Annotated in this window: 20 protein-coding genes; 8 read left to right on the top strand and 12 right to left on the bottom strand. The window is 69.7% G+C overall.

The annotated features are described in order from the left end of the window. Positions 1–63: 63 nt before the first annotated feature. The gene (gene smpB, locus RAH39_RS13000; RefSeq protein WP_306590553.1) at positions 64–519 is read right to left on the bottom strand and encodes an SsrA-binding protein SmpB; all 456 of its coding nucleotides are present in this window, start codon (positions 517–519) and stop codon (positions 64–66) included. Between the two features lie 46 nt (positions 520–565). On the opposite strand from smpB, the gene RAH39_RS12995 reads away from it, so the two are divergent. Continuing rightward, positions 566–1,228, top strand: a complete 663-nt coding sequence (locus RAH39_RS12995; RefSeq protein WP_306590552.1) for a DedA family protein — start codon at positions 566–568, stop codon at positions 1,226–1,228. A gap of 1 nt (position 1,229) precedes the next feature. Further along, on the top strand, positions 1,230–2,822 hold the full coding sequence (locus RAH39_RS12990) for a tetratricopeptide repeat protein (RefSeq protein WP_306590551.1): 1,593 nt from the start codon (positions 1,230–1,232) through the stop codon (positions 2,820–2,822). Here RAH39_RS12990 and pip read toward each other — a convergent pair. Genes pip through gmhA form a run of 5 tightly spaced genes read right to left on the bottom strand, consistent with a single transcriptional unit; the run spans position 2,800 to position 7,146 of the window. Next, on the bottom strand, positions 2,800–3,762 hold the full coding sequence (pip, locus tag RAH39_RS12985) for a prolyl aminopeptidase (RefSeq protein ID WP_306590550.1): 963 nt from the start codon (positions 3,760–3,762) through the stop codon (positions 2,800–2,802). The genes RAH39_RS12990 and pip overlap by 23 nt on opposite strands. Positions 3,763–3,771: 9 nt before the next feature. Further along, the gene (locus RAH39_RS12980) at positions 3,772–4,659 is read right to left on the bottom strand and encodes a DMT family transporter (protein WP_306590549.1); all 888 of its coding nucleotides are present in this window, start codon (positions 4,657–4,659) and stop codon (positions 3,772–3,774) included. Then, a complete protein-coding gene (gene hemW, locus RAH39_RS12975; protein ID WP_306590548.1) occupies positions 4,656–5,846 on the bottom strand; it encodes a radical SAM family heme chaperone HemW in 1,191 nt (396 codons plus the stop codon). The genes RAH39_RS12980 and hemW overlap by 4 nt, the downstream gene beginning before the upstream one ends. Further along, positions 5,836–6,573, bottom strand: coding sequence for a DUF4124 domain-containing protein (locus tag RAH39_RS12970; RefSeq protein ID WP_306590547.1), 738 nt, complete (start codon positions 6,571–6,573; stop codon positions 5,836–5,838). The genes hemW and RAH39_RS12970 overlap by 11 nt, the downstream gene beginning before the upstream one ends. Positions 6,574–6,582: 9 nt before the next feature. Continuing rightward, complete coding sequence (gene gmhA, locus RAH39_RS12965; RefSeq protein WP_306590546.1) at positions 6,583–7,146, bottom strand: D-sedoheptulose 7-phosphate isomerase; 564 nt, start codon at positions 7,144–7,146, stop codon at positions 6,583–6,585. 89 nt (positions 7,147–7,235) lie between these two features. Between gmhA and RAH39_RS12960 the strand changes: the two genes are divergently transcribed. Together RAH39_RS12960 and RAH39_RS12955 are read left to right on the top strand one after the other, a co-directional pair. Next, a complete protein-coding gene (locus RAH39_RS12960; protein ID WP_306590545.1) occupies positions 7,236–8,207 on the top strand; it encodes a hypothetical protein in 972 nt (323 codons plus the stop codon). A gap of 73 nt (positions 8,208–8,280) precedes the next feature. After that, positions 8,281–9,402 (top strand): DUF6236 family protein, encoded by a 1,122-nt coding sequence (locus RAH39_RS12955; protein ID WP_306590544.1) that lies wholly within the window; start codon positions 8,281–8,283, stop codon positions 9,400–9,402. A 25-nt stretch (positions 9,403–9,427) separates the two neighbouring features. Here the strand turns inward: RAH39_RS12955 and RAH39_RS12950 are convergent, their stop codons facing one another. Genes RAH39_RS12950 through RAH39_RS12935 form a run of 4 tightly spaced genes read right to left on the bottom strand, consistent with a single transcriptional unit; the run spans position 9,428 to position 14,775 of the window. Continuing rightward, the gene (locus RAH39_RS12950) at positions 9,428–12,001 is read right to left on the bottom strand and encodes an FtsK/SpoIIIE family DNA translocase (RefSeq protein WP_306590543.1); all 2,574 of its coding nucleotides are present in this window, start codon (positions 11,999–12,001) and stop codon (positions 9,428–9,430) included. A 44-nt stretch (positions 12,002–12,045) separates the two neighbouring features. Further along, complete coding sequence (locus RAH39_RS12945; protein WP_306590542.1) at positions 12,046–13,725, bottom strand: polysaccharide deacetylase family protein; 1,680 nt, start codon at positions 13,723–13,725, stop codon at positions 12,046–12,048. Then, positions 13,722–14,069, bottom strand: coding sequence for a 6-pyruvoyl trahydropterin synthase family protein (locus RAH39_RS12940; RefSeq protein ID WP_306590541.1), 348 nt, complete (start codon positions 14,067–14,069; stop codon positions 13,722–13,724). Before RAH39_RS12940 ends, RAH39_RS12945 begins: the two co-directional genes overlap by 4 nt. Positions 14,070–14,103: 34 nt before the next feature. Next, complete coding sequence (locus RAH39_RS12935; RefSeq protein ID WP_306590540.1) at positions 14,104–14,775, bottom strand: HD domain-containing protein; 672 nt, start codon at positions 14,773–14,775, stop codon at positions 14,104–14,106. Between the two features lie 85 nt (positions 14,776–14,860). On the opposite strand from RAH39_RS12935, the gene RAH39_RS12930 reads away from it, so the two are divergent. The 3 genes from RAH39_RS12930 to RAH39_RS12920 all read left to right on the top strand — a co-directional run bounded on the left by RAH39_RS12930 (position 14,861) and on the right by RAH39_RS12920 (position 17,497). Further along, positions 14,861–15,145 (top strand): (2Fe-2S)-binding protein, encoded by a 285-nt coding sequence (locus tag RAH39_RS12930; protein ID WP_306590539.1) that lies wholly within the window; start codon positions 14,861–14,863, stop codon positions 15,143–15,145. Between the two features lie 62 nt (positions 15,146–15,207). Continuing rightward, entirely contained in the window at positions 15,208–15,684 is a 477-nt protein-coding gene (gene bfr, locus RAH39_RS12925; protein ID WP_306590538.1) for a bacterioferritin, read from the top strand. Positions 15,685–15,757: 73 nt separating this feature from the next. After that, positions 15,758–17,497: a protein-disulfide reductase DsbD family protein gene (locus tag RAH39_RS12920; RefSeq protein WP_306590537.1), complete on the top strand. Its 1,740-nt coding sequence runs from the start codon at positions 15,758–15,760 to the stop codon at positions 17,495–17,497. 47 nt (positions 17,498–17,544) lie between these two features. Here RAH39_RS12920 and RAH39_RS12915 read toward each other — a convergent pair whose 3' ends face one another. Beyond that, positions 17,545–18,585, bottom strand: coding sequence for a TlpA family protein disulfide reductase (locus RAH39_RS12915; RefSeq protein ID WP_306590536.1), 1,041 nt, complete (start codon positions 18,583–18,585; stop codon positions 17,545–17,547). Between the two features lie 52 nt (positions 18,586–18,637). Continuing rightward, positions 18,638–20,116, bottom strand: a complete 1,479-nt coding sequence (gene nth, locus RAH39_RS12910) for an endonuclease III (protein WP_306590535.1) — start codon at positions 20,114–20,116, stop codon at positions 18,638–18,640. Positions 20,117–20,184: 68 nt separating this feature from the next. Between nth and RAH39_RS12905 the strand changes: the two genes are divergently transcribed. Beyond that, on the top strand, positions 20,185–21,045 hold the full coding sequence (locus RAH39_RS12905) for a bifunctional 5,10-methylenetetrahydrofolate dehydrogenase/5,10-methenyltetrahydrofolate cyclohydrolase (RefSeq protein WP_306590534.1): 861 nt from the start codon (positions 20,185–20,187) through the stop codon (positions 21,043–21,045). The last annotated feature ends 8 nt before the right edge of the window (positions 21,046–21,053 follow it).

Raw genomic sequence — 21,053 nt, 5'->3', positions numbered from 1 at the left:
GGATTCTGACTTGGTGTCTTGGTGTCTTGGTGGTGAGAAAGTCTTTTTCGGCTGGGCGTGCCGCTACTCCCGCGCGCCCTTGCGGATGCGGTCCATCTCGCGCTTCTGCTCGCGCTGCTTGAGGGCCTCGCGCTTGTCGCCGTGGGCCTTGCCTTCCGCCAGGGCCACTTTGACTTTGATCTTCCCCTTGTCGTTCAGGTAGATGGCCAGGGGGATGATGGTGAGGCCCTTGCGCACCACTTTGGCGGTCATCTTCGTGATCTCCGCTTTGTGCAGCAGCAGCTTGCGGGCGCGCAGGGGCTCGTGGTTGGCGTAGGTCCCGAATTCGTAGGGCGAGATGTGGGCCTGCTTCAGCCACAGTTCGCCGCCGACCGCGTCGACGTAGGCGTCCTGAAGCTGGCCCAGGCCAGCCCGCAGGGCCTTCACCTCGGTGCCCTGGAGCGAGATCCCGGCCTCCCACGTCTCCAGGACGTGGTAGTCGTGCAGGGCTTTGCGGTTGCGGACCAGATCCTCGGACATGAGGCCATTGTAGCCGCCGGTAGACTGGAGCTTTTGGGACGCCTCGATGCTGCAGAAGATCCTCGCCCCGATCGTCGCCTGGATGGTGGCCGTGATGGCCGCCATGGGCCCCCTCGGCGTCATGCTGCTGATGGCCATCGAGAGCGCGTGCATCCCGCTGCCCAGCGAAGTGATCATGCCCTTCGCGGGCTACCTCGCCTACAAGGGCCAGCTCACGTTCTTCGGCCTCGGCGCGGGCAATCCGATCACCCAGATCTGGATCGCGGGATTCTTCGGCGCCCTGGGCTGCAACCTGGGGAGCATCCCCGCCTACGAGGTGGGTGCCTGGGGCGGCCGCCGCGCCGTCGAGAAGTACGGCCGCTACATCTGGCTGCACACGGGCCACCTCGACCAGGCCCATCGCTTCTTTGAGCGCTTCGGCAGCGCCGCCATCTTCATCGGCCGCCTTCTGCCGGTGGTGCGCACCTTCATCGCCCTCCCCGCCGGGATCGCGAAGATGGACCGCACCCGCTTCCACATCTACACCTTCCTGGGCAGCCTGCCCTGGTGCCTGGCCCTCGCCTGGGTGGGCTACAAGCTCGGCGAGAAGTGGAACACCCTCGGCGCCTACTTCCACAAACTGGACGCCGTCATCGGCGCGGTGATCATCGCCGGCGTCGCATGGTTCGTGTACGACCACTTCAAGCACCGGACGCGCTCCGGAGCGTGACGTGGCCGACCGCAGGCGGGAGATGACTTCCGACGTGGCCCTGCGCCGGACCCTCCAGGAAGCCCAGGCCTGTTTGAACCAGGGGGACCTCCGCGGAGCGGAAGCGGCCATGAAGCAGGCCGTCGCCTTGGATGGAGCCTGCGTGCCGGCGCTGTTCAACCTGGGCAATTTGGCCCTCGATCGAGGGGACGCGGTCGAAGCGGCGGGCTGGTTCGAGCGGGTTCTCGCCGTTCAGCGGGACCTGCTCCCGGCCGTCCAAAACCTGGGCGCCGCTCGGCTCCAGCTGGGCCAGCTCGCGGAGGCCCGGGCGGCCTTCGAGCGGATTCTGATCCTCGATCCCGGCCAGGCGGGGGCCTGCCACAACTTGGGGGTGGTGCTGATGCGCCTCGGCCAGGCGGACGAGGCCGAGGCCTGCTTCCGGCGGACCCTCGCGGCCGACCCCGGATTCACGGACGCCACCCTCAACTTGGCCTTCCTGCGCCTGGAGGATGGCGCGCCCGCTGAGGCGGAGGCACTGATCCGCGAACTCCTGGCCCGGGAGCCCGCCTGCGCGGCCGCCCACAACACCCTGGGAGCCATGCTGGAACAGGCGGGAGCGGACCCGGAGGCCCTGGCGGCCTACCGCCGGGCGGCCGCTCTGGAGCCAGCCTCGGCCGACCTGCGGTTCAATCTGGCCACCCACCTGCTGCGGATGGGGCATTGGGAAGAAGGCTGGGCCGTTTTCGAGGCGCGGCTCCAGACCCAGTTCTATCCGCCCCGGTCCGCAGTGGCGCCCCGGTGGGATGGCCGGGAGAGCGCGGGGCCGCTGCTGGTGTTGGCGGAGCAGGGACTGGGCGATACGCTCCAGTTCTGCCGCTACCTGCGCGAACTGCCACCCTCGCTGGAGCCCGTCTTCGTCGTGCAGCCGGGGCTGGAGGGGCTGCTCGGGCGGGTGCCCGGCGCCGCCCGGGTGGTGGCCTGCGACCTTCGGGCGCCCCTGCCGGAGGACTTCGGCTGCCGGTTCCAGATTCCTCTGCTGTCGCTGCCGGGCCTGCTGGGGACTCGAGAGGAGAGCATCCCGTCCTGGATTCCCTACCTGCATCCCTCCGCGGAACGACGCGCGCCGTTTCAGGCGGAGCTGGCCGCCGTTCAGGGATTACGCGTGGGGCTGGTGTTCGCGGGCAATCCCGGTCACCTGCGGGACCGGATGCGCTCCTGTCCGTTTGCGGAGTTCGGACCGTTACTGGATCGGCGGGAGGTCACCTTCTTTAGCCTGCAGCAGGGAATGGCGGCCGCGGCGGTGGACGGCGATTTCCGGATCCGCGACTGGGCTCCTCGCTGCCTCGATCCGGAGGACCTCGCAGCGGCCCTCGCCTGTCTGGATTTGCTGATGACGGTGGACACCATGCCCGCCCACTTGGCCGGCGCGCTTGGGAAGCCCACTTGGATCCTGCTGGATGCCACGCCCGACTGGCGATGGATGCGCCAGCGGAGCGATTCGCCCTGGTACCCGACGGTGCGGTTGTTCCGCCAGCCGATGCAGGGGGACTGGGCCTCGGTGATCCGCGACGTGGGCGTCGCGTTGGATTCGCTCAGCCCGCGAACCGATCCGTAGCCGCCACCAGCGCGCGCGAAATGCCCGGTTCGGTGGCGCTGTGGCCGGCGTCGGGGACGATGATCAGGTCGGCTTCGGGCCACGCTCGGGACAGCGCCCAGGCGCTTTCCACGGGGCAGACCACATCGTAGCGGCCCTGGACGATGGCGCCGGGGATTCCGTGCAGCTTCGAGGCGTCGCGCAGGAGCTGGGCCTCCTCCATCCAGCCCTTGTTCAGGAAGTAGTGGCACTCGATTCGCGCGAAGGCGAGGGTGGTGTCGTCCTGGCCGTAGGAGGCGACGAAATCGGGATCGGGCAGCAGCTTGCTCGTGGCCCCTTCCCAGATGCTCCAGGTCTTGGCGGCGGGGAGGTTCACAGCGGGATCCTCGCTCATCAGCCGCTGCGCGTAGGCCCGCAGGAAATCGCCGCGCTCGGCTTCGGGAATGGCGTCGCGGTAGGGTTCCCAGGCGTCCGGGAACAGGCGGCTGGCGCCCTCCTGGTAGAGCCAGTCCACTTCCCGCTGGCGCAGGAGGAAGACGCCGCGGAGGATCAGCTCCGTCACGCGCTCCGGGTGCGCTTCCGCGTAGGCCACGCCGAGGGTGGCGCCCCAGGAGCCGCCGAAGACCATCCATGTGTCGATGCCCAGGCGCTCCCGAATGCGCTCGACATCCGCCACCAGGTCCCAGGTGGTGTTCTCGCGCACCTCGGCGTAGGGCGCGCTCTGGCCGCAGCCCCGCTGGTCGAAGAGGACGATGCGGTACTTCTCCGGGTCGAAGAACCGGCGGTGCTTGGGGCTGGTGCCGCCGCCGGGGCCGCCGTGGAGGAAGACCACGGGCTTGCCCGCGGGATTCCCGCTCTCCTCCACGTACAGCTCGTGGAGGTCCGATACCTTCAATCGGTGGACGGCGTAGGGCTCGACGGGCGGGTAGAGCCAGCTGAGGGGGTCCTTGCGCAGGGACATCGGAAACTCCTAGACGAAGAACAGCGCGGCAGCGCCGGCGAGCGCCAGCAGCGTCCCGAGGATCGCATGGGTTCCCACCTTCTCTTTGAACGCGAGGTGGGAGATCGGCAGCAGCAGAACGGGCGAAAGGGACATCAGCGTCGCCGCCACGCCCATGGACGTGCGGGCGATGGCCACCAGGGACAGCACCACGCCCAGCACCGGCCCCGTGACCGCGCCCAGGCCGATGAAGGCGGTGGCCCGGCCGTCGCGCAGCCCCGAGAGGGCGCCCTCCAAGCGGCCGGTGGCGCCGAAGCTGAGGAGCAACGCCACCGTGCCCGCGGTCACGCGGATGAGGTTGGCCGAGATCGGAGGGAAGCCTCCCGCCAGGCCGAATTGGCTGAAGATCAGCCCCACGGATTGGCCCAGCGCGCCACCCACGCCCAGCAGGATGCCGCGCCACAGCTGGGGATGGGTTTCCCGCTCGCCGCCATCCCACACCACCCATGCGATGCCGCCGAGGGTGAGCGCCATGGCCGCGACCTTGGCGAGGCCCAGGGTCTGTCCCAGGAATGCCCAGGCCAGGATGGCGCTGAAGAGCGGCGACAGCGTCATCAGCAGCATCGCCAGGCGCGCGCCGATGAGGACGAATGCCTCGAAGAGCACGGCGTCGCCCGCCGCGAAGCCGATGAGCCCCGACACGCCGAGCCAGCCCAGCCGCGCTCCGCCCGCGCCCCAGGGGAACGCGCTGCCGTAAAGGAGCCAGTGGACGAGGACCAGCACCGCCCAGGCCATCAACAGGCGGAGCAGGTTGACGGAGGCGGAGCCCACGCGGCGGCCCGCGAGGGTGAAGCACACGGAATTGAGCGACCAGCAGGCCGAGGTGAGCAGGGCCGCGATCTCGCCCGCGTGGCTCACGTGAACATCTCCAGGATCCCGTTGCTGACCAGCATCCCGCGGGAAGTCAGGCTCACCCGTCCGTCGTCCCACGCGACCAGCCCCTCCTTCGCCAGCGCGCGCAGCCGGGCCTCCCAGCCGTCCGCCAGGGGGCGCAGGTTCCGAGCTTCCGCCTCCGTGCGGAGGGCGTTCCAGTCCACCCCGCGGTGGAGGCGGAGGCCGAGGAGGGGGATCTCCGCCAGGGCTTCGGCGGCGTCCAGTTCCTGGAGGTCCACCGCGCCGCGGCCCGCCGTCCAGGCAGCGATGACGCCCGATTCGGTCCAGCGGAAGGAGCCCAACTGCGAGGCGGCACCAGGCCCCAGTCCCAGGTAGGGCCGCCGCTCCCAGTAGCGGGTGTTGTGGATGGACTCGGCTCCCGGGCGGGCGTAGTTGCTGATCTCGTAGGGGGCCAATCCCAGATCGGGCAGCTCGGTCTGGAGGGCCTCGAAGGCGTCGGCCACCGCGTCCTCCGAGGGGAGCGCCAGCCGCCCGGCGTCGATCTCGGCGCGGAGCGGGCACGCCTTGTCCAGGTCCAGCAGGTAGACGCTCAGGTGGTCGATGCCGGTGGCGGCGAGGGTCCGGGCGTCCTCCACCACTTTGGACAGGGACTGTCCAGGAATTCCCACCATCAAGTCCGCGCTGCGGCGCAGGAATCCCGCCTGCTCCGCGAGTTCCAGGGCCTCCAGCGCCTGCGCGGCGCCGTGGATCCGGCCCAGCCGCGACAGCAGGCCGTCGTCCAGGGCCTGGACGCCGAGGCTGATGCGGTCCCAGCCCAGGTTCCGGGCATGGCGGAGCCAGCCGAGGTCGATGGTTCCGGGATTGGCCTCCAGGGTGGCCTCCACGAGGGGGCGGAGGTCGAAGGCCCCGCGGAGGGCCATGGTCAGTTCTTCCAGCTCCTCCTCGGAGAGCAGGGAGGGCGTGCCTCCGCCGAGGTAGAGGGTGTCCACCGCGGGGCGGCCCAGCGCCTCGCCCCAGCGCTGGATATGCGACACCAACTGTCCGATCGTGGCGGGCTGGAGGTCGCGGTCCCGGGTCGTGGTGAAGGAGCAGTAGGTGCAGCGGTCCAGGCAGAAGGGGATGTGAAGGTACACGCCCAGGGGCTCGGCCTGCGCCGCCGCCCGAAGCGCGGGCATCCGCTCCGCCAGGGGCGGCGGCAGGTCAGGGCTCAACCATCACCTGCTTCACGGTGTCGCGCAGGACCGCCACTTCCTGCGGGAACCGCCAGGGGACTTCGGTGGGTTCCCCCGCGCGGTCCACGGCCCCGTAGCCTCGCTGAAGCAGGGCCCGGCGCTCAGGACTCGGGGGGCGACCGGCGCCCATGTGGCGCTCCAACAGCTCCAGGTTCCGGCGCAGGCGGACGGCCTGGGGATGGTAGAGGAAGAGGGTCAGCAGGAGGTGTCCCAGGGCGAGGCCCGCGAGCAGGAAACCCCCCAGCAGCGGAAGCCGGACCGAGGGCTGGGCGCCCAGGGCGAGCCACCAGCCCATCAGCCCGAGCAGGGCCACGGACAGGAGGGGAAGCGCCGGGCGCATCCACAGTCCTCCGCCCCACAGCGAATCGTCGATCAGCGAATCCGCGGCGGCCTCCAGGGCGCGGCGGTTGCCTTCCGCCCGGGCCCGCGCCAGATGGGCATCCAGCGCGGCCCACGTCTCCGCCTGGGCGGGGCTGAGTTCAGGGGAAGGGAGAAGATCCGCTCCGGGCTTCCGGAGCGCCGGAGTCTCGGCCGCGCCCGCCTTGCGCGATTCCATGGCCAGCGAAGGCGCGCCCTGCAGGATCTCGGCATCCGCCGGCGGCGGCGTGTTGGTGATGTGCACCTGGCCCGCGGGATCGCGCCAGTAGTAGGTGCGCGGGGAGGGACCGGCGAGGGCCAGGAGCAGCAGCGCCGCCCCGAGGGTCATCGGCGCCCCTCAGAAATGGGCATCGAGGGCCTCGCACCAGAAGTGGTAGATCATCTGGTGGACTTCCTGGATGCGGGCGGTGACGGAAGAAGGCACCACCAGCGCGTCGTCCATGAGCCCGGCCAGCTGGCCGCCGTCCCGGCCCAGGAGGCCGAGGGTTCGGACGCCCAGCTCCTTGGCGGAGGCCACGGCGCGGAGGACGTTGGGGCTGTTGCCGCTGGTGCTGATCCCGATCAGCAGGTCGCCGGGTCGTCCGAGGGCCTCCACTTGGCGGGAGAACACCTGGTCGAACCCGTAGTCGTTGCCGATGGCTGTCAGCGCGGAGGTATCGGTGGTGAGGGCGATCCCTGCCAGGGCGCGGCGTTCCTTGAGGTAGCGTCCGCTTAGCTCGGCGGCCAGGTGCTGGGCGTCGGCAGCGCTTCCGCCGTTGCCGCAGACGAGGATCCGCGCGCCCCGGCGCAGCCGCTCGGCCATGTCGTCGGCCTGGGCGAGGATGCGGTCCATCTCCTGCTCGAAGAAGGCCTGCTTCAGCTGGATGGAGTCCTGGACGTGCCTGAGAAGGGTCTGTCGCATGGACGCGATTGTGACAGCAAATCCCTCCCCGAATCCCGCAGGGGCTGGCAAACTGCGGGAAGCCTTGCCCTTGTTGAGCGCGACATCCCATGGAATGGACTGCCCTCAAACACGCCCTCCTGGCCCACCTCCCGGTGGCCACGGGCCTGCTGTTGCCCTGGGCGCTGCTCGCTTCCCAACGGGCGGGGCGGGGGATCCGGCCCTGGTGGACCGTCGCCCGCTACCTGGGCCTCGCGGGGGCCGTCGGCCTCCTGGCGGCCCTGGTCAGCGGCGTGGCCGCGGGATGGCATCAGGCGCTCATTCCCCGCGGGCACCTCTTCCCCGCGCCGGCCGCGGGCCACGGGATGGAAGGGCTGCTGTTCCGCCACGCCGTTCTGGCCCTGGCTTCGCTGCCCCTGGGAGCGGGCGCGGTATGGGCCATGACGCGCCGCCGGAAGGACCACCAGAGCCTGGGCCTCCTCGCCCTTTTCTTGGGGCTCGGCTGGTGCGCCGCCCTCCTCGCCGCGGGCTACAGCGGGTTCACCCTGGCCCACCGGACGCGCTCCGAACCGGCGCCGGTCGCGGTTCTTCCCCCACCGCCCGCGCCCGTTCCCCCCGATCCCGAAGCCGCCGCGCCGCTGCGGGCTCTGGATTTCGCCGCGCTGGAGCCCATCCAATCCGACCCCGTGAAGTCCCCCGCCCATGGCGGCCGTTGGATCCGCGCCTGGGCGAGCCCCGGAGCCGCCGCGGCCTACCGCGCCGGACAGCCCCTGCCCGTCGGCGCCTTCATCGTCCTGTCCACCTGGGAAGACCGCTGGGGCCGCCCCGGCCCGGATCCCGGTCCCGTCTACGCCCTGGAAATGAAGGAATCGGGCCCCTCCCTGACCTTCTACTGGCCCCGCGTCCCGGCGGAACGGCAGAGCGAAACCGGCGGCCAAGCGCGGGTGTACTGGCGCGGTCAGGACGCCGGATTGGACGCCTGCCGCACCTGCCACGCCGCCGGCATGGCCGACCCTGCCCAGCGCAGCCGGTGGCGGGTGCCGAAGCTCAAGATCGAAGCGACCGAAAGCCTTGGACGTTAAGGTTAATAAGGTAGATTAATATCACTCAAAAATAGGTTATGCGGTTAATCCTTCCGTGAGCGTGAGGTGCCTAATGACCCAAGCACTTTTCTATCCATGGATTGATATCCAGGACGACGCATGGCTCAAGACCGCCCTTCTCTACTGGGACTCGGTACGAACCATCGTCCCTGAATCCGTTGATGCGCCCTATTCCACCGATACTGGCCGGGCTCTGCAAGAGGCAGAGTTCCTTATTCCTCTGCGTGTGCAGTCCGGCATGGGGGAGATTGAGGAACTCGTGGAGGATGTTTTGGCATACTTGGCCACGGCCGAAAGTGCAGAGCTTTTCATCGCCGAACGCAGCGGGCGTCGGTATGACCTTCATGTGGAGAAACTGCCTTACCAGCTCGGGAGGCTCGCCGACATTCACTCGGAGAAGCTGCCTTACGAAATACGTCACATGCTGCGTGACTTGACTGAATCATCTAATCGCGGCGGCGACTGGTTACGCGTGGATGAGAGGCTCGCCAACTTCTACATGACATTACTTGCAACCCGGCTTTCAGAGCGTGTGGGAGCGAGGTTGGTCACCTCGCTCGCTGCAGCGGACAGACTCGCGGTAAGGGCGCGTTTAGATGCCCAATTGAATGGAGCTATCCCGTGGGGTGTGCATTCTCACGGGCGCCACCGGCGCGAGTACGAAGCCTTTGGTCCACGCCACAGCATGCCACGGCATCTTGCACCGGGGATGCTGGCCAACTTGGCGATCGAACGAATTGGAGTGGCACCGGATACGCCCATTGATCGATTAATAGAGTTTCGAGAGAGGCATAGGGATGAGCTTGCCCAATTCCGAACGAAGATCGAACAGCTTGCCACTTCTGTTGAGCAGGACCTCCCAGTAGAAGCTCTTGGGCAGCACATCATGGATCTCTATACGGGAGAAGTTGTACCTGCCATCTCAAATTTAAGGGCTGCGCTCGGTGGTCGCAAAATTAAGTGGCTGAGTGGTGGTCTTCAGCAGGTCACATTCTTATCCGCCAGTTCCTCAACGATGCTTGTGATGGCGGGTCTGACAGGGCCTAAAGCGCTGCTCGCTGGGGTGGGGATCTCGCTGGTAGCAACCGGAGTTATCTACAACGCTGACAAGCAGGAGTCGCTTCGAAATAATCCATTTACTTATCTTCTCTCGATAGATCGGGAACTTGCGTGAAGTAAGGCCCCTTCGTGGTGGACCTTCATTCCGCCGGAGCAAATACTTCCCGCGGTTTTCCCGCACCCCGATCCGGTCCGACCAGTCCTTCCGATTCCATCCGATCGATGAGCCTCGCGGCGCGGCCGTAGCCGAGATTCAGTTTGCGCTGGAGGAGGCTGGTGCTGGCTTTGCGCTCGCGGGTGACGACGGCGACGGCGCGCTGGTAGATGTCGTCGCCGCCGGTGCTGGGCGCGTCGGGATCGTCGATCAGGGCGTCTTCCTCGGCCTCCATGGCGCTGATCAGAGCCTGGTTGTAGTCGGGGCGGCCCCGCTCGCGCAGCCAGGTGACAAGGCGCAGGGTCTCGTCCTCGGTGAGGAAGGGCGCGTGGATGCGCTTGGGATGGCTGGCGCCGTTGGGCAGGAACAGGGCGTCGCCCGCGCCCAGCAGCTGCTCGCCGCCGCCGGAATCCAGGATGGTGCGGCTGTCGATCTTGGTGCGAACGCGGTAGCTGAGGCGGCTGGGGAGGTTGGCCTTGATGACGCCGGTGACCACGTCCACGGAGGGGCGCTGGGTGGCGAGGATCAGGTGGATGCCCACGGCCCGGGCCTTCTGGGCGATGCGCGCGATGCTGTCCTCCACCTCGCTGCGGGCGACCATCATCAGGTCGGCCAGCTCGTCGATGACCACCACCACGTGGGGCATGGGCTCCAGGACGGACGGCCGGTCCAGCCAGCGGGGATTGGGCGTGCGCTCGGAGATGTCCAGCGATCCGCCGGCTTCGGCCACCTTGGTGTTGAACCCCTTCAGGTCGCGGACGCTGAGGAGCGCCAGGCGGCGATAGCGGTCCTCCATCTGCGCCACCACCCACTTCAGGACGCGGCCCGCCTCCTTCATGTCCGTGACCACCGGCGCCCACAGGTGGGGGATGTCCTCGTAGACGCCCAGCTCCACCATCTTGGGATCCACCAGGATGAGCTTCACCTCGTCGGGCAGGGCGCGGACGAGGCAGGAGCAGATCATGGCGTTCACGCCGACGCTCTTGCCGCTGCCGGTGCTGCCGCCGATGAGCAGGTGCGGCATCTTGGTGAGGTCGGCCACCACAGGCCGGCCCGCGATGTCCTTGCCCAGCGCGATCTGCAGGAGCCCGCCCGCGTCGCGGAACGCCGGGCTGTCGATGACTTCGCGGAAGGTGATGATCTCGCGCTTGGGATTGGGAACCTCGATGCCCACGAGGTTCCGGCCGGGGATGCGGTCCATCCGCACGGCTTCGGCCTGCAGGGCCAGCGCCAGGTCCTCTTCCATGCCCAGGATGCGCGACAGGGGGATGCCCGCGTCGGGCTGGAACTCGAAGACCGTGACCACGGGGCCGGGCTGCATTCCGGTGACCGCGCCCTTGATCTTGAATTCGGACAGTTTCTGTCCAATCCGTTCCTTGATGGACTCCAGCAGGGCCAGGTCCGCCTTGGCGTGCTGGCCCGGCGGATCGAAGAGGCGGCGCGGCGGCAGGCTCTCCCGCTCGGCGATGGAGGGCTTCGGCGGGTCGGGGGGCAGGGGCGGAAGGGGGCGCGCGGGCGTGGGCTCCGTCAGCGGCAGCGGCGGCTGGACGATCTCCCGCCCGAAGCGGTCCTTCGCCACCTGGGGCTGAGCCAAGGGCGCCTTGGGCGGCGGAGGCGCCGGCGCTTCCGCCAGCAGCTTGGTGCGGAAGGGGGCGGTGGTGTCCAGCGGGAGCACGGGCCCCGCGGCGGGGATGGGCTGGGCGTCGATCACCGCGAGGGAGGCCTCGGGAAGCGGGCCGGAAGGCGTGGCGTCCAGGCGCATGGAGTGGATGGTGGGCAGGAGATCCTCGGTGCGGATCCGCGCCTGCTTCCGGCGGGCTTCGGCGGTCTCCAGCTCCGCGCGGAGCAGGGACTCGCGCTGGGCCTCCAGGGCCTGCTGGCGCGTGGCTAGCGCCTGCAGCGCGACCGCGTCGGCGGCGTCGAGTTCGGGCTGGTCGGGATTCCGTCCGCGGAGGAAGGGGCGCTTCACCATCCCGATGAAGCCGCGGATGCCGCGGGCGGGCATGGGCTTGACCCACGGCCAGGCTTTCTCGCCCAGCCAGCGGTGGAGGAGGCGCCCCAGGGCGCGGGTGAGGGAGGGTGCCAGGATCAGCGCGCAGACGAGGGTGATCAGCCCCAGCAGCAGGGGCAGGGCCACGCCCAGGGACCGGTGCTGCGGCGGCCACAGGGCGCTGCCGACCCACCCGCCCCATCGGAGCTGGACGATGCCTCCGTCCGGAAGGCCGGACCAGAGGCGGGTGCCGAAGGCGCCGAGGGCGGTCCAGAAGGCGAAGGCGAGCCCGGCCCAGGCCACGCGGCCCGGCCAGCGGCGGCCCTCCTGGGGCCACGCCTCCCACAACAGATAGGGAGGGACGATCCAGCCGCCCACGCCGAGGATCGTCTGGAGAATGCCGGCCAGGGCCGCGCCGAGGGTCCCGCACACGTTCTGGATGGCGGCGACGGGGGCGCCCTGGGTGAAGGGATGCGGATCGAGGGGATGGAAGCTGCCCAGCGAAAGCAGCAGCACCAGGGCCGTGAAACCCAGCGCCGCCCGCAGCGACCAACGGCCGATTCCTTCCAACGCGCCTCCCCGATGTGCCTGTTCCAGTGTAGCCCAGGCGGGCCTCAGCGGGCCTGCGGCGCGGTTCCGGGCGCCGCGAGGAGGGCCAGCCGCTGCTGGGAATTCCACGCGGGTTTGCCCAGGTCGCGGAGGTAGCTGCCCGCGGTGACGAAGGTCCAGCCCTCGCCCAGCGCACGGTCCATGAACGCGCCGAGTCCCGCGGAGGGGCGGTCCGCGGCGGTGCGGCCGCTGCCCAGGTGCATCAGGACGATGAGCCCGTCGCCGTCGCGGTTCAGCCGTTGGTGCAGGCGCTGGAGGATCGCGTCGCCGCTGCGGTAGAGGCGGCGCTCGTGGGGGGTGGCCCAGTCGAGGGAATCCGCGCCCTCGGTCCATCCCACGTGGCGGTAGCCCAGTTCCTCCGCCCAGCGCCGGATCTCCGCGGTGTGTTCCCCGTAGGGCGCGCGCCACACGGGATCCATGGGCCGGCCCAGCAGGCGCAGGAGGGCGGCGTCCGCCTCCAGCAGTTCGCGCTGGACCCGCTCGCGCGTCCAGTGGGGATCGCGCTTCATGCCCGGGGCGAAGTGGGGATGGGACAGGGTGTGGTTGCCCAGCTCGTGGCCTTCCGCGGCCATCCGCTTCACCACCGCGGGAAAGCGCTGGATGAAGGCGCCGGTGAGGAAGAGGGTGGTGCGCACGCCCCGCGCCTTGAGGATGTCCAGGACCTCGTCGGCCACTTCCGCCGTGGAGCCGCCGTCGAAGCTCAGCAGCAGGCGCTTGTGGCCTCCGGGGCCGCGCGTCAGGTTGAAGGCCTCGCCCATCCCGGGCCAGGGGATCGCGGCGGAGGAAGGAGGAACCTGGCGCGGGAGGGTGTGGGAAGGAGGCGGAGGCTCGGGCGCGGCCTGGACGGGCGCGCGCTTGGGGAGCGCGGGAGGCGGGGGCTCCGGCGTGGGGGCCAGGCCGAGTCCCGGCGCTTTCCGGGGCGAAAGGGCCGACACGAACCCGCTCGCCAGCCGCGCCAGAGTGCTGGTGCGGGGTTCCGGTTCCGGCGCGGGTTCAAGGGGCGCGCGCCTGGGGACCGCGGGGGGCGGGGGTTCTGCGGCGGGGGACAACCCGACGCCCGGGGCTTTCCGGGGGGAAAGGGCCGAGATGAACCCGCTGGCCAACTGGGTCAGCGTGCGGGTACGGGGTTCCGGCTCCGGCGCGGGCTGGAGGGGCGGACGCGGGGGAATGGCGGGAGGTGGCGGTTCCGCCGCGGGGGCCAGGCCGACTCCCGGCTGTTTCCGGGGGGAAAGGGCGGAGACGAAGCCGCTCGCCAGTCGCGCCAGGGTGCGGGTGCGAGGTTCCGCTGCCGGAGCGGGTGGGGCTGCCTGCCGGGCGATGCGTGGGGAACTTTGAGGCGAGGGAGGCGGGGCCACCGAAAAGGCGAAGCGGGCCAGTTCCCGGCCATCCGCGGTCCGGAGGACGGCGGTCTCGCCTTCAGGCGGCCGGAAGAACTCCCACCGCACGGGACCCCGCTCGGCGTAGCGGCGCTCCCGGATGGACGGGCCCTCCAGGATCAGCTCCGCCGGCTCGGCCAGTTCGCCCTCCACCACCGCCAGGCCCCCCAGGGGATGCCACGCCCACGGCGCCAGGGGAGTGGGGGCCTCTTCCACGCGAGGCGGCGCTTCCGCGTCCCGCCGGCCGCACCCCACCCCCGCCAACACCAGCAGGAGGGCGACGGAGCCTCCCCGAAGGGCGCGGTTCACGGAGCGTCGGGGCGGCAGAGCGCCCAGTAGTTGGCCTTTTCGCGGACCTTCACCCAGCCCGGCCGCAGGCCGTCCGCCTGGAGGTGCCGGAGGGCGCGCTCCGCCAGCACTTCGGCGGTGGGGTTCCGCCCTTCGCAGGCGGGCAGGGCGTTCAGCAGGCGGTAGTCCATGGCCTTCACCCACGCGTCCAGGCTGGCGGCGAAGGCCGGCTCCTGCGCCTCCGAGTCCAGCTCCACCGCGGCTTCCACCTCCCAGTTGTGCCCGTGGCGCTCCTCCTGGAAGCCGGGCAGGTCATGGAAGTGGTCGGCCACGAAGGGCCGCCGGAGGGACAGGATGAAGGGCATGTCCGAGTATAGCGTCCGGCCGCCGCCGGCCCGCCTACGGCTGGGAATGAACCTGCAATTCGCTGCGGAGGGCGGCCAGGTAGGCGAGGAGGGTCCGCTGGCGCTCCTCCGCGAGGCGCCGGCCCGCGGAGGTCTTCATGCCGGCTGCGAGTTTGAGCAGCTTCCGCTCGAAGTGGTCGAGGCTCCAGGCCTTGTCGTCCAGGTCGCGCGCTTCCGCCCAGGGATCCTCGGCGTGCCACAGGCCCGCGCCGAAGCTGGCGCCCGTGGCGAAGACCCGGGCGATCCCGATGGCGCCCAGCGCCTCCAGTCGGTCCGCGTCCTGGACCACGGCGGCCTCCCGCGTGGCGGGCTCGCCGCCGCCGCTCCAGCTGTGCGTGGCCACCGCCGCGGCCACGGCCTCGGCCTTCGCTTCCAGCCCCGGCGTGGCCCGGCACCACTCCGGCACCTGCTCCGCGGCCATTCCCGCGGTCAGGGACGACTCGGGGTGGTTCTTGGGGCGGTAGACCAAATCGTGAAGCAGGGCCGCCGCCACGCAGGTTTCCGCGTCCGCGCCCTCCTCCGCGGCCAGCCTTCCCGCCAGCCGCGCCACCCGGAGCAGGTGGCCCAGGTCGTGGGCCGCGTCCCGAGCGAAGGGCTCGGCGGCCAGATGGGCCCGCAGCCGCGCCAGGAGGGGGTCGGACCAGGGGAAGGGGAAGTTCGGCGCCATGGATCCAGGCTAGTCCAGGGAGGGGTGCAGTGTTTGATATTGAGACTTCGTATCTATTGTTGTAATCTAAGGCGCGAGGTCGGGCATGTTCCTGTGCATCTGCAGCGCCATCACGGAGGACCAGGTCCACTGGGCCGTGCGGGAGCGCGGCGCGGACTCGGCCGAGGCGGTCTTCGAGATCCTGGCCGCGCGGCCCGACTGCTTCCGCTGCGTGGCGTCGCTGGAGGAGGCCGTCCTGGCCGTACGCGCGGGGGAGCCCGTGCGTCTGATGCCCGAACCCGCCGCCGCCGGACCGGCAACGACGCCGTGGGGTTGCGGAGGCCGGTGCCGACCTTCCTGGGGAAGCGCCGGAATCGCTAAGGCCAGTTGAAATAGGTTGTAGAGCGGGCGGCAGGTTCGCTACCGTGGGGGCCCTTTCCCCCCGGAGGCCCCATGCAAGGCGACGCGACCGCCATCCAGCACCTCAACCGGATCCTTCGCAACGAGCTCACGGCCATCAGCCAGTACTTCCTCCATGCCCGCATGTGCCGCAACTGGGGCCTGAAGGAGATGGGAGAGCACGAGTACCGCGAGTCCATCGACGAGATGAAGCATGCCGACAAGCTGGTGGAGCGGATCCTGTTCCTGGAGGGCCTGCCCAACCTGCAGGAGCTGAATCGGCTGCGCATCGGCCAGAACCCCAAGGAAGTGCTGGAGGGCGATCTGGCGCTGGAGATGGAGGCCATGCAGGACCTGCGCGAAGCCATCGTCCACGCCGAGGGGATCCGCGATTTCGTGACCCGCGACCTCTGCCAGGACATCCTCGAAAGCGAAGAGGAGCACGTCGACTGGCTGGAGACGCAGCTCGACCTCATCGACCGGATGGGGCTCCAGAACTTCGTGCAGCGGGCGGCGGGCGGCCTCTCCTAGGTTTCCTCCGCTGGCGGGAGGAGGGCCCTCGGGGGGATCATGGAGGCGTGCGTCGCGCACGCCTGGAGTCGCCATGCGGACCCTGAAGATCCTCCTCTGGAGCCTGTGCCTGGCCGCAGCGGCCTGGGCCCAGCGGGCGGACCCGACCTTCGATCCCGTGGGAAGCGTGGCCCTGGCCTTCCAGAAGGGCGCCGTGGTGGTCACGGTTCCCGAGGGCGCCCACCTCAAAGCCGCGTTCATGGAGGTGGCGAAGAAGGGCGGCGCGGGGACGTTGAAGGCGGGACCTCTGCCCGCCACCACCGCCAAGGACGAGATCGGCGACGGCATCTGGCACGGCACCGTCCGGATCCCCCTCCGCGGCGAGGGCCTGACCGGGACCGTGAAAGTGGAGGTGACCTACCAGCCCTGCACGGAGGGCGAGGGCGGCGTGTGCTTCCCGCCCACCACGCGCACCTTGGACGTGAAAGCGGCGGAGATCCCGGCCCTTTCTTTGGCGGCCGACGTGAAACACCCGGCGGCTTCCCCGGCGGAAAACCCTCCCCAGGCCGCCGTTTCGCCCGTTCCTCCCCAGATCCAAGCCCCCGCCGCGCCCGCTTCCGAACCGGCCTCCCGCTCCGGCCTCCTGGTGTCGCTGCTGGTGGCCTTCCTCGCGGGCATGGCCGCGTCGCTCACGCCCTGCGTTTATCCGATGATCCCCATCACCATGGCCATCGTCGGGGCGAAGGGGGGCGGCAAGTCCCGGGGCTTCGCGCTGTCCCTGGCGCTGGTTCTGGGCATGGCCGCGACCTACACGACCCTGGGCGTGCTGGCCGCCAAGAGCGGCGCCGCGTTCGGCGCCTTCGCGCAGAAGCCCGCCTTCCTCGTGCCCGTGTCGCTGCTGTTCGCGGCGTTCGCCCTGTCCCTCTTCGGTGCCTTCGAGATCGCCCTGCCTCCGGCGCTCGCCATGAAGCTGCAGGGCAGCGGCGGCCGGAAGGGCTTCGGCGGCGCCTTCGTGATGGGGCTCGTCCTGGGACCGCTGTCGGCGCCCTGCGTGGGGCCCGTGATCGGCGCCGTCCTGGTGCGCATCGCCCAGCAGGGGGACGTATTCCTCGGCGGCCTCCAGCTCTTCGTGTTCGCCCTGGGCATGGGTGTGCTGTTCCTGACCGTGGGGACCTTTTCCGCGGCGCTGCCGAAGAGCGGCGACTGGCTCACCCGCTTCAAGCAGGGCATGGGCCTGGTGGTGCTGGGCTTCGCGGCCTGGAACGTGCGGCTGGTGGTTCCCGACTGGGCGAACTTCGGCATGTGGACCGCCGTGACCCTCGCCGGCGCGGCGGTCTTCGGGGCCTTCGAAGCGGCATCCGGTCTGGTGGGCCAGTTGAGGAAGGGGATCGCCCTGCTGAGCCTGGCGCTGGCGATGTTACTGGGCGTCCGGGCGACGGAGACCTTCCTGAAGGTGGAACTCCTCCCCAAGGGTGGCGCCGCGGCTGCGAAGGAGGACCACGCGGGCTGGCTGGAGCAGGACTTCGACGGCGCGCTCGCCAAAGCCAAGGCCGAGAAGAAGCTGGTGCTCGTGGACATCTATGCGGACTGGTGCGCCCAGTGCAAAGAGTTGGACGAGAAGACCTGGCCCGACGCCGGCGTGAAGCAGTGGATCGCCCAGAACGCCGTGGCCATCCGCATCGACACCGATGCCAGGCGGAAGGACCTGGCCGGGAAGCTCCAGATCCGCAGCTATCCCACCGTGCTTCTATTGGATGCCGAGGGTCGGGAGCTGAGGCGCATCCTCGGCTTCCAGAAGCCGGAGACCATGAAAGCCTGGCTGGAAGGCCGATGAAAAAGGGCCCGCGAATGCGGGCCCTTTCATTTTCTCGATAGTGGCGCCTACTTGCCCAGGAACGTCTCCAGGGTCTTCTCCAGGTTCTCGCCGCGGAGCTGGGCGCCATTGGCGACGATGGTGCCGTCGGGGCCGATGAGCACCGCTTTGGGGATGCCCTTCACGCCGTAGGCGGACGCCACGGGGCTCTGGAATCCGCCTTCGACGAACGCGTGCTTCCAGGGCATGGGCGTGGCCGCCTGCTTGCGGTAGGGCGCGATGTGCTCGACGCGGCGGTCGAAGGAGAGCGACAGGATCTCGAAGGGCTTGGTCTTAAACTTCGCCCAGGCGGCGTGCAGCGCGGGGATTTCGGCCCGGCAGGAGGGGCACCAGGTGGCCCAGAAGTCGACGAGCACGTACTTGCCTTTGAAGCTCGCCACGGAATAGGTGGTGGCGGAATCACCGAGGGCCGCCAGGCTGAACGCCGGCGCGGGGCGGCCGATCCCGGTCTTGCGCTCGCCCTCCAGGATCTCGCCGGCGAGCTTCGCTTCGCGGCTGGTGGGGAACTCCTTCTGAAGGACGTCGAAGGCGGGCTTCCACTCGGCTTCGTCCTTGGCGTCCAGGCGCTCCCAGAAGTAATCGAAGGTCAGCGAGCGGCGGAGATCCGGATCGGCGTGCTTGGTGCGCGCCTCGGCCACGTAGGCGCCCCAGCCCTTGGGATCCGCTTCGAGGCGCGTGCCGAGGAGGCCCGGTTCCAGGCTCCAGGCCGCGGCCGTGGGCGGCACGTCCTTCTGGACCCGGGCGAGCAGCGCCGGGCTGGGCTCGATCTTGGCCAACTGCAGGTGGTAGAGGGTGCTGACCAGCAGCGCCTGCTTGAGCTCCGGCTGGGGATCCGCGGCCAGGCGCGCCTCCAGGGCAGCCAGTTCCTTGGCGCAGTCGCCCTTGAAGTCCTTGGTGTTGCCGCCGGCCTTGGTGAAGGCGGCACGGGCAGCCGCCACTTCCTTCGCCTTCGCGCGGGCGGCGTCGAGCACCCGCTGGGCCTCCGTCGCGGGCGCGGGAGCCTGAACGGCGGGGGCGGCCATCATCACGCAGAGCAAGGGGAGCGGCATACATCCTCCGAAGCGTCGCACTCAGAGGACAGGATACCTCGATAAGCGATGGTCAGTCGCCGTGAAGGCTCCGCACCAGCTCCAGCCCCATCTCCGTCCGGCTGAGGTACCAGGTCAGCGCCTTGCCGTCGACCAGCCGGATGTCGGTGTCGGGGAGGAGTTTCTGGAGGTCGGCCTGGTGGCGGCGGGTGAAGCGGTAGGGCTCGCTGGGGAGCAGGACGAGGTCGGGCGCGAGGGCCTGCAGATCCTCGTCCGTAAGCGCGGGATAGCGGTCGGGACCGACGGCGGTGAAGCCGCCCTGGCGCAGGAGGTCGCCGACGTAGGTATCCGGGCCGGCGCTCATCCAGGGACCTTTCCAGACCAGGGCGAGGGCGCGCGGTCCCTTCTTTCGCGAGCGGCCCTTGAGGGCGGTTTCCACGGCCGCGGCGCGGGCCTCGGCAGCCTCGGGAACGCCCAGGCGCTTCCCCAGGTCGCGGAGCGCCGCGGCGGCATCCTTCACCGTGCGGATCTCCAGGGCCAGCCAGGGAATGCCCAGGGCCGTCAGGGCGTCGGCAACCGACTTTGGATTCTCGTCCCGCTCCAGGATCACCAGGTCCGGCGCCAGGTCGCGGATGCGGTCGAGGTCCGGATCCTTCGTCCCGCCCACCGAGGGGACGGTGTTCCGGATCCACCGGGGCTCCACGCAGAACCTGGAGCGGCCGGCGATCCGCGTGGCCAGCCCCCATTGCGCCAGCAGCTCCGTCACCGACGGCACCAGGCTGATGACGCGGCGGGGGAAGCCGGACGAGAGCGGGGGGAGATCAGGCAGGGCCTTCCTGGCTGCGGCTTTCCGCTCGCGCCCCTTCGCGGGAGGCGCCGGATTCGTCGTCAGCTTCACGCCGAGGTGGGGATCCTCCATCAGCCCGAGGCCCGTGGGGCACAGGTCCAGCAGGGGACAGGCGGGGCAGTCGGGGCGGCGGGCGTCGCACACGCGGCGGCCATGGAAGATGAGCTGGTGGTGGAGGACGATCCAGTCCTCCCGGGGGAACAGCCGGCGGAGGTCCGCCTCCACCTTTTCCGGGGTGGAACCCTGGGACAGGCCGAGCCGCCGCGCCACGCGGAAGATGTGGGTGTCCACCGCCAGAGCGGGCACGCCGAAGGCATTGGCCAGCACCACGTTGGCGGTCTTCTGGCCCACGCCGGGGAGGGCGCCCAGCGCCTCGGGATCCGAGGGCACCTTGCCGTCGTGGCGCGCGATCAGGGCTTGGCCCAGGCCGATGAGGTTTTTGGCCTTGTTGCGGAAGAAGCCCGTGGATTTGATCAGGCCCTCCAGCTCGTCCTGCCGGGCACCGGCCAGCGCGGCGGCGTCGGGATAGCGGGCGAAGAGGGCGGGGGTGGTGAGGTTCACTCGGGCGTCCGTGCACTGGGCGCTCAGGATGGTGGCCACCACGAGCTGGAACGGGTCGCGGTGGTCGAGGGCGCAGTGGGCGTCGGGATAGGCCGCGCGGAGCCGCCGCTGGAGTTCGCCGGGATTGGGCTTGAAAGGGCGCATGGAACCAGAATAGAGTCCCGCCGCGCGGATAGGGGGGGCATGGAATAAACTGGCAGGCGAGGTGCTTCATGCCCACCACGCTGACGGGAAAGCTCGACTGCCAGGGAACGGCCCGCCATTACCTGGAGCTGGTGCGTTCCAACGTGAAGAAGCTGGGTTTTTCGCCGGGGCTGGGGGTCATCCTGGGTAGCGGCGATCCGGGCAGCGTCACCTACCAGCGCTGGCTGATGAAGGACTGCGAGGATCTGGGGATCAACGCGGCGGACCTGCGCGTGGAGAACGGGATGCAGATCGTGAAGCTGGTCGCCCGCCTCAATCAGGACGAGAAGACCCACGGCGTGTTCATCTTCTATCCCCTGCGCTATCCGGAGATCAAGGACGACGAGGTGATGGACCTGGTGGATCCCAGCAAGGACATCGAGGGCCTCCACGCCATCAACATCGGGTTCCTCACCAAGTACCGGAAGCGGATGGACGACGGCACCCAGCACCGCTGCATGACGCCCTGCACCGCGCGCGCCATCGTGAAGACCCTGAAGCGGGGCTTCGGGGAGAACTGGCTGGCGGGCAAGACCGTGCTGGTGATCAACGACAGCCTCCGCATCGGCCGGCCCCTCACCGCGATGGTGGCCAACCTGAAGGCCACGCCCATCCTCTGCCACGCGAACACCAACAAGGACCACCTGCAGGGGTTCATTCGGATCGCCGACGTCATCGTCAGCGCCGTGCCGGCCTCCGGCTACCGGATTCCCACCGAATGGATCAAGGATGGCGCCCTGTGCTTCGACCTCAGCGGCGAAGGCAACTTCGACTACGACGCCCTGGACGCCCGGGGCATCCCCTACACCGACACCACCCGCAACAGCATCGGGAAGGTCACCCGGGCCATGGCCCTGCTGAACCTGACCTACGCCGCGGGCGTGGAGTAGGGGCGGCT

It is taken from the genome of Geothrix sp. 21YS21S-4 (assembly GCF_030845995.1).
In the GTDB taxonomy this organism is placed as follows: domain Bacteria; phylum Acidobacteriota; class Holophagae; order Holophagales; family Holophagaceae; genus Geothrix.
The sequence above is the reverse complement of the archived record's forward strand: the minus strand, read 5'-3'. Positions and strand labels throughout refer to the sequence as shown.

What these genes read in the sequence shown, in the direction of transcription:
- RAH39_RS12930 (WP_306590539.1), top strand. Translation starts at nt 14,861, where the DNA reads ATGTTCCTGTGCATCTGCAGCGCCATCACGGAGGACCAGGTCCACTGG.
- nth (WP_306590535.1), bottom strand. Translation starts at nt 20,116, where the DNA reads ATGCGCCCTTTCAAGCCCAATCCCGGCGAACTCCAGCGGCGGCTCCGC.
- gmhA (WP_306590546.1), bottom strand. Translation starts at nt 7,146, where the DNA reads ATGCGACAGACCCTTCTCAGGCACGTCCAGGACTCCATCCAGCTGAAG.
- RAH39_RS12920 (WP_306590537.1), top strand. Translation starts at nt 15,758, where the DNA reads ATGCGGACCCTGAAGATCCTCCTCTGGAGCCTGTGCCTGGCCGCAGCG.
- RAH39_RS12905 (WP_306590534.1), top strand. Translation starts at nt 20,185, where the DNA reads ATGCCCACCACGCTGACGGGAAAGCTCGACTGCCAGGGAACGGCCCGC.
- smpB (WP_306590553.1), bottom strand. Translation starts at nt 519, where the DNA reads ATGTCCGAGGATCTGGTCCGCAACCGCAAAGCCCTGCACGACTACCAC.
- RAH39_RS12960 (WP_306590545.1), top strand. Translation starts at nt 7,236, where the DNA reads ATGGAATGGACTGCCCTCAAACACGCCCTCCTGGCCCACCTCCCGGTG.
- RAH39_RS12955 (WP_306590544.1), top strand. Translation starts at nt 8,281, where the DNA reads ATGACCCAAGCACTTTTCTATCCATGGATTGATATCCAGGACGACGCA.
- RAH39_RS12970 (WP_306590547.1), bottom strand. Translation starts at nt 6,573, where the DNA reads ATGACCCTCGGGGCGGCGCTGCTGCTCCTGGCCCTCGCCGGTCCCTCC.
- RAH39_RS12915 (WP_306590536.1), bottom strand. Translation starts at nt 18,585, where the DNA reads ATGCCGCTCCCCTTGCTCTGCGTGATGATGGCCGCCCCCGCCGTTCAG.
- pip (WP_306590550.1), bottom strand. Translation starts at nt 3,762, where the DNA reads ATGTCCCTGCGCAAGGACCCCCTCAGCTGGCTCTACCCGCCCGTCGAG.
- bfr (WP_306590538.1), top strand. Translation starts at nt 15,208, where the DNA reads ATGCAAGGCGACGCGACCGCCATCCAGCACCTCAACCGGATCCTTCGC.
- RAH39_RS12935 (WP_306590540.1), bottom strand. Translation starts at nt 14,775, where the DNA reads ATGGCGCCGAACTTCCCCTTCCCCTGGTCCGACCCCCTCCTGGCGCGG.
- RAH39_RS12940 (WP_306590541.1), bottom strand. Translation starts at nt 14,069, where the DNA reads ATGCCCTTCATCCTGTCCCTCCGGCGGCCCTTCGTGGCCGACCACTTC.
- RAH39_RS12995 (WP_306590552.1), top strand. Translation starts at nt 566, where the DNA reads ATGCTGCAGAAGATCCTCGCCCCGATCGTCGCCTGGATGGTGGCCGTG.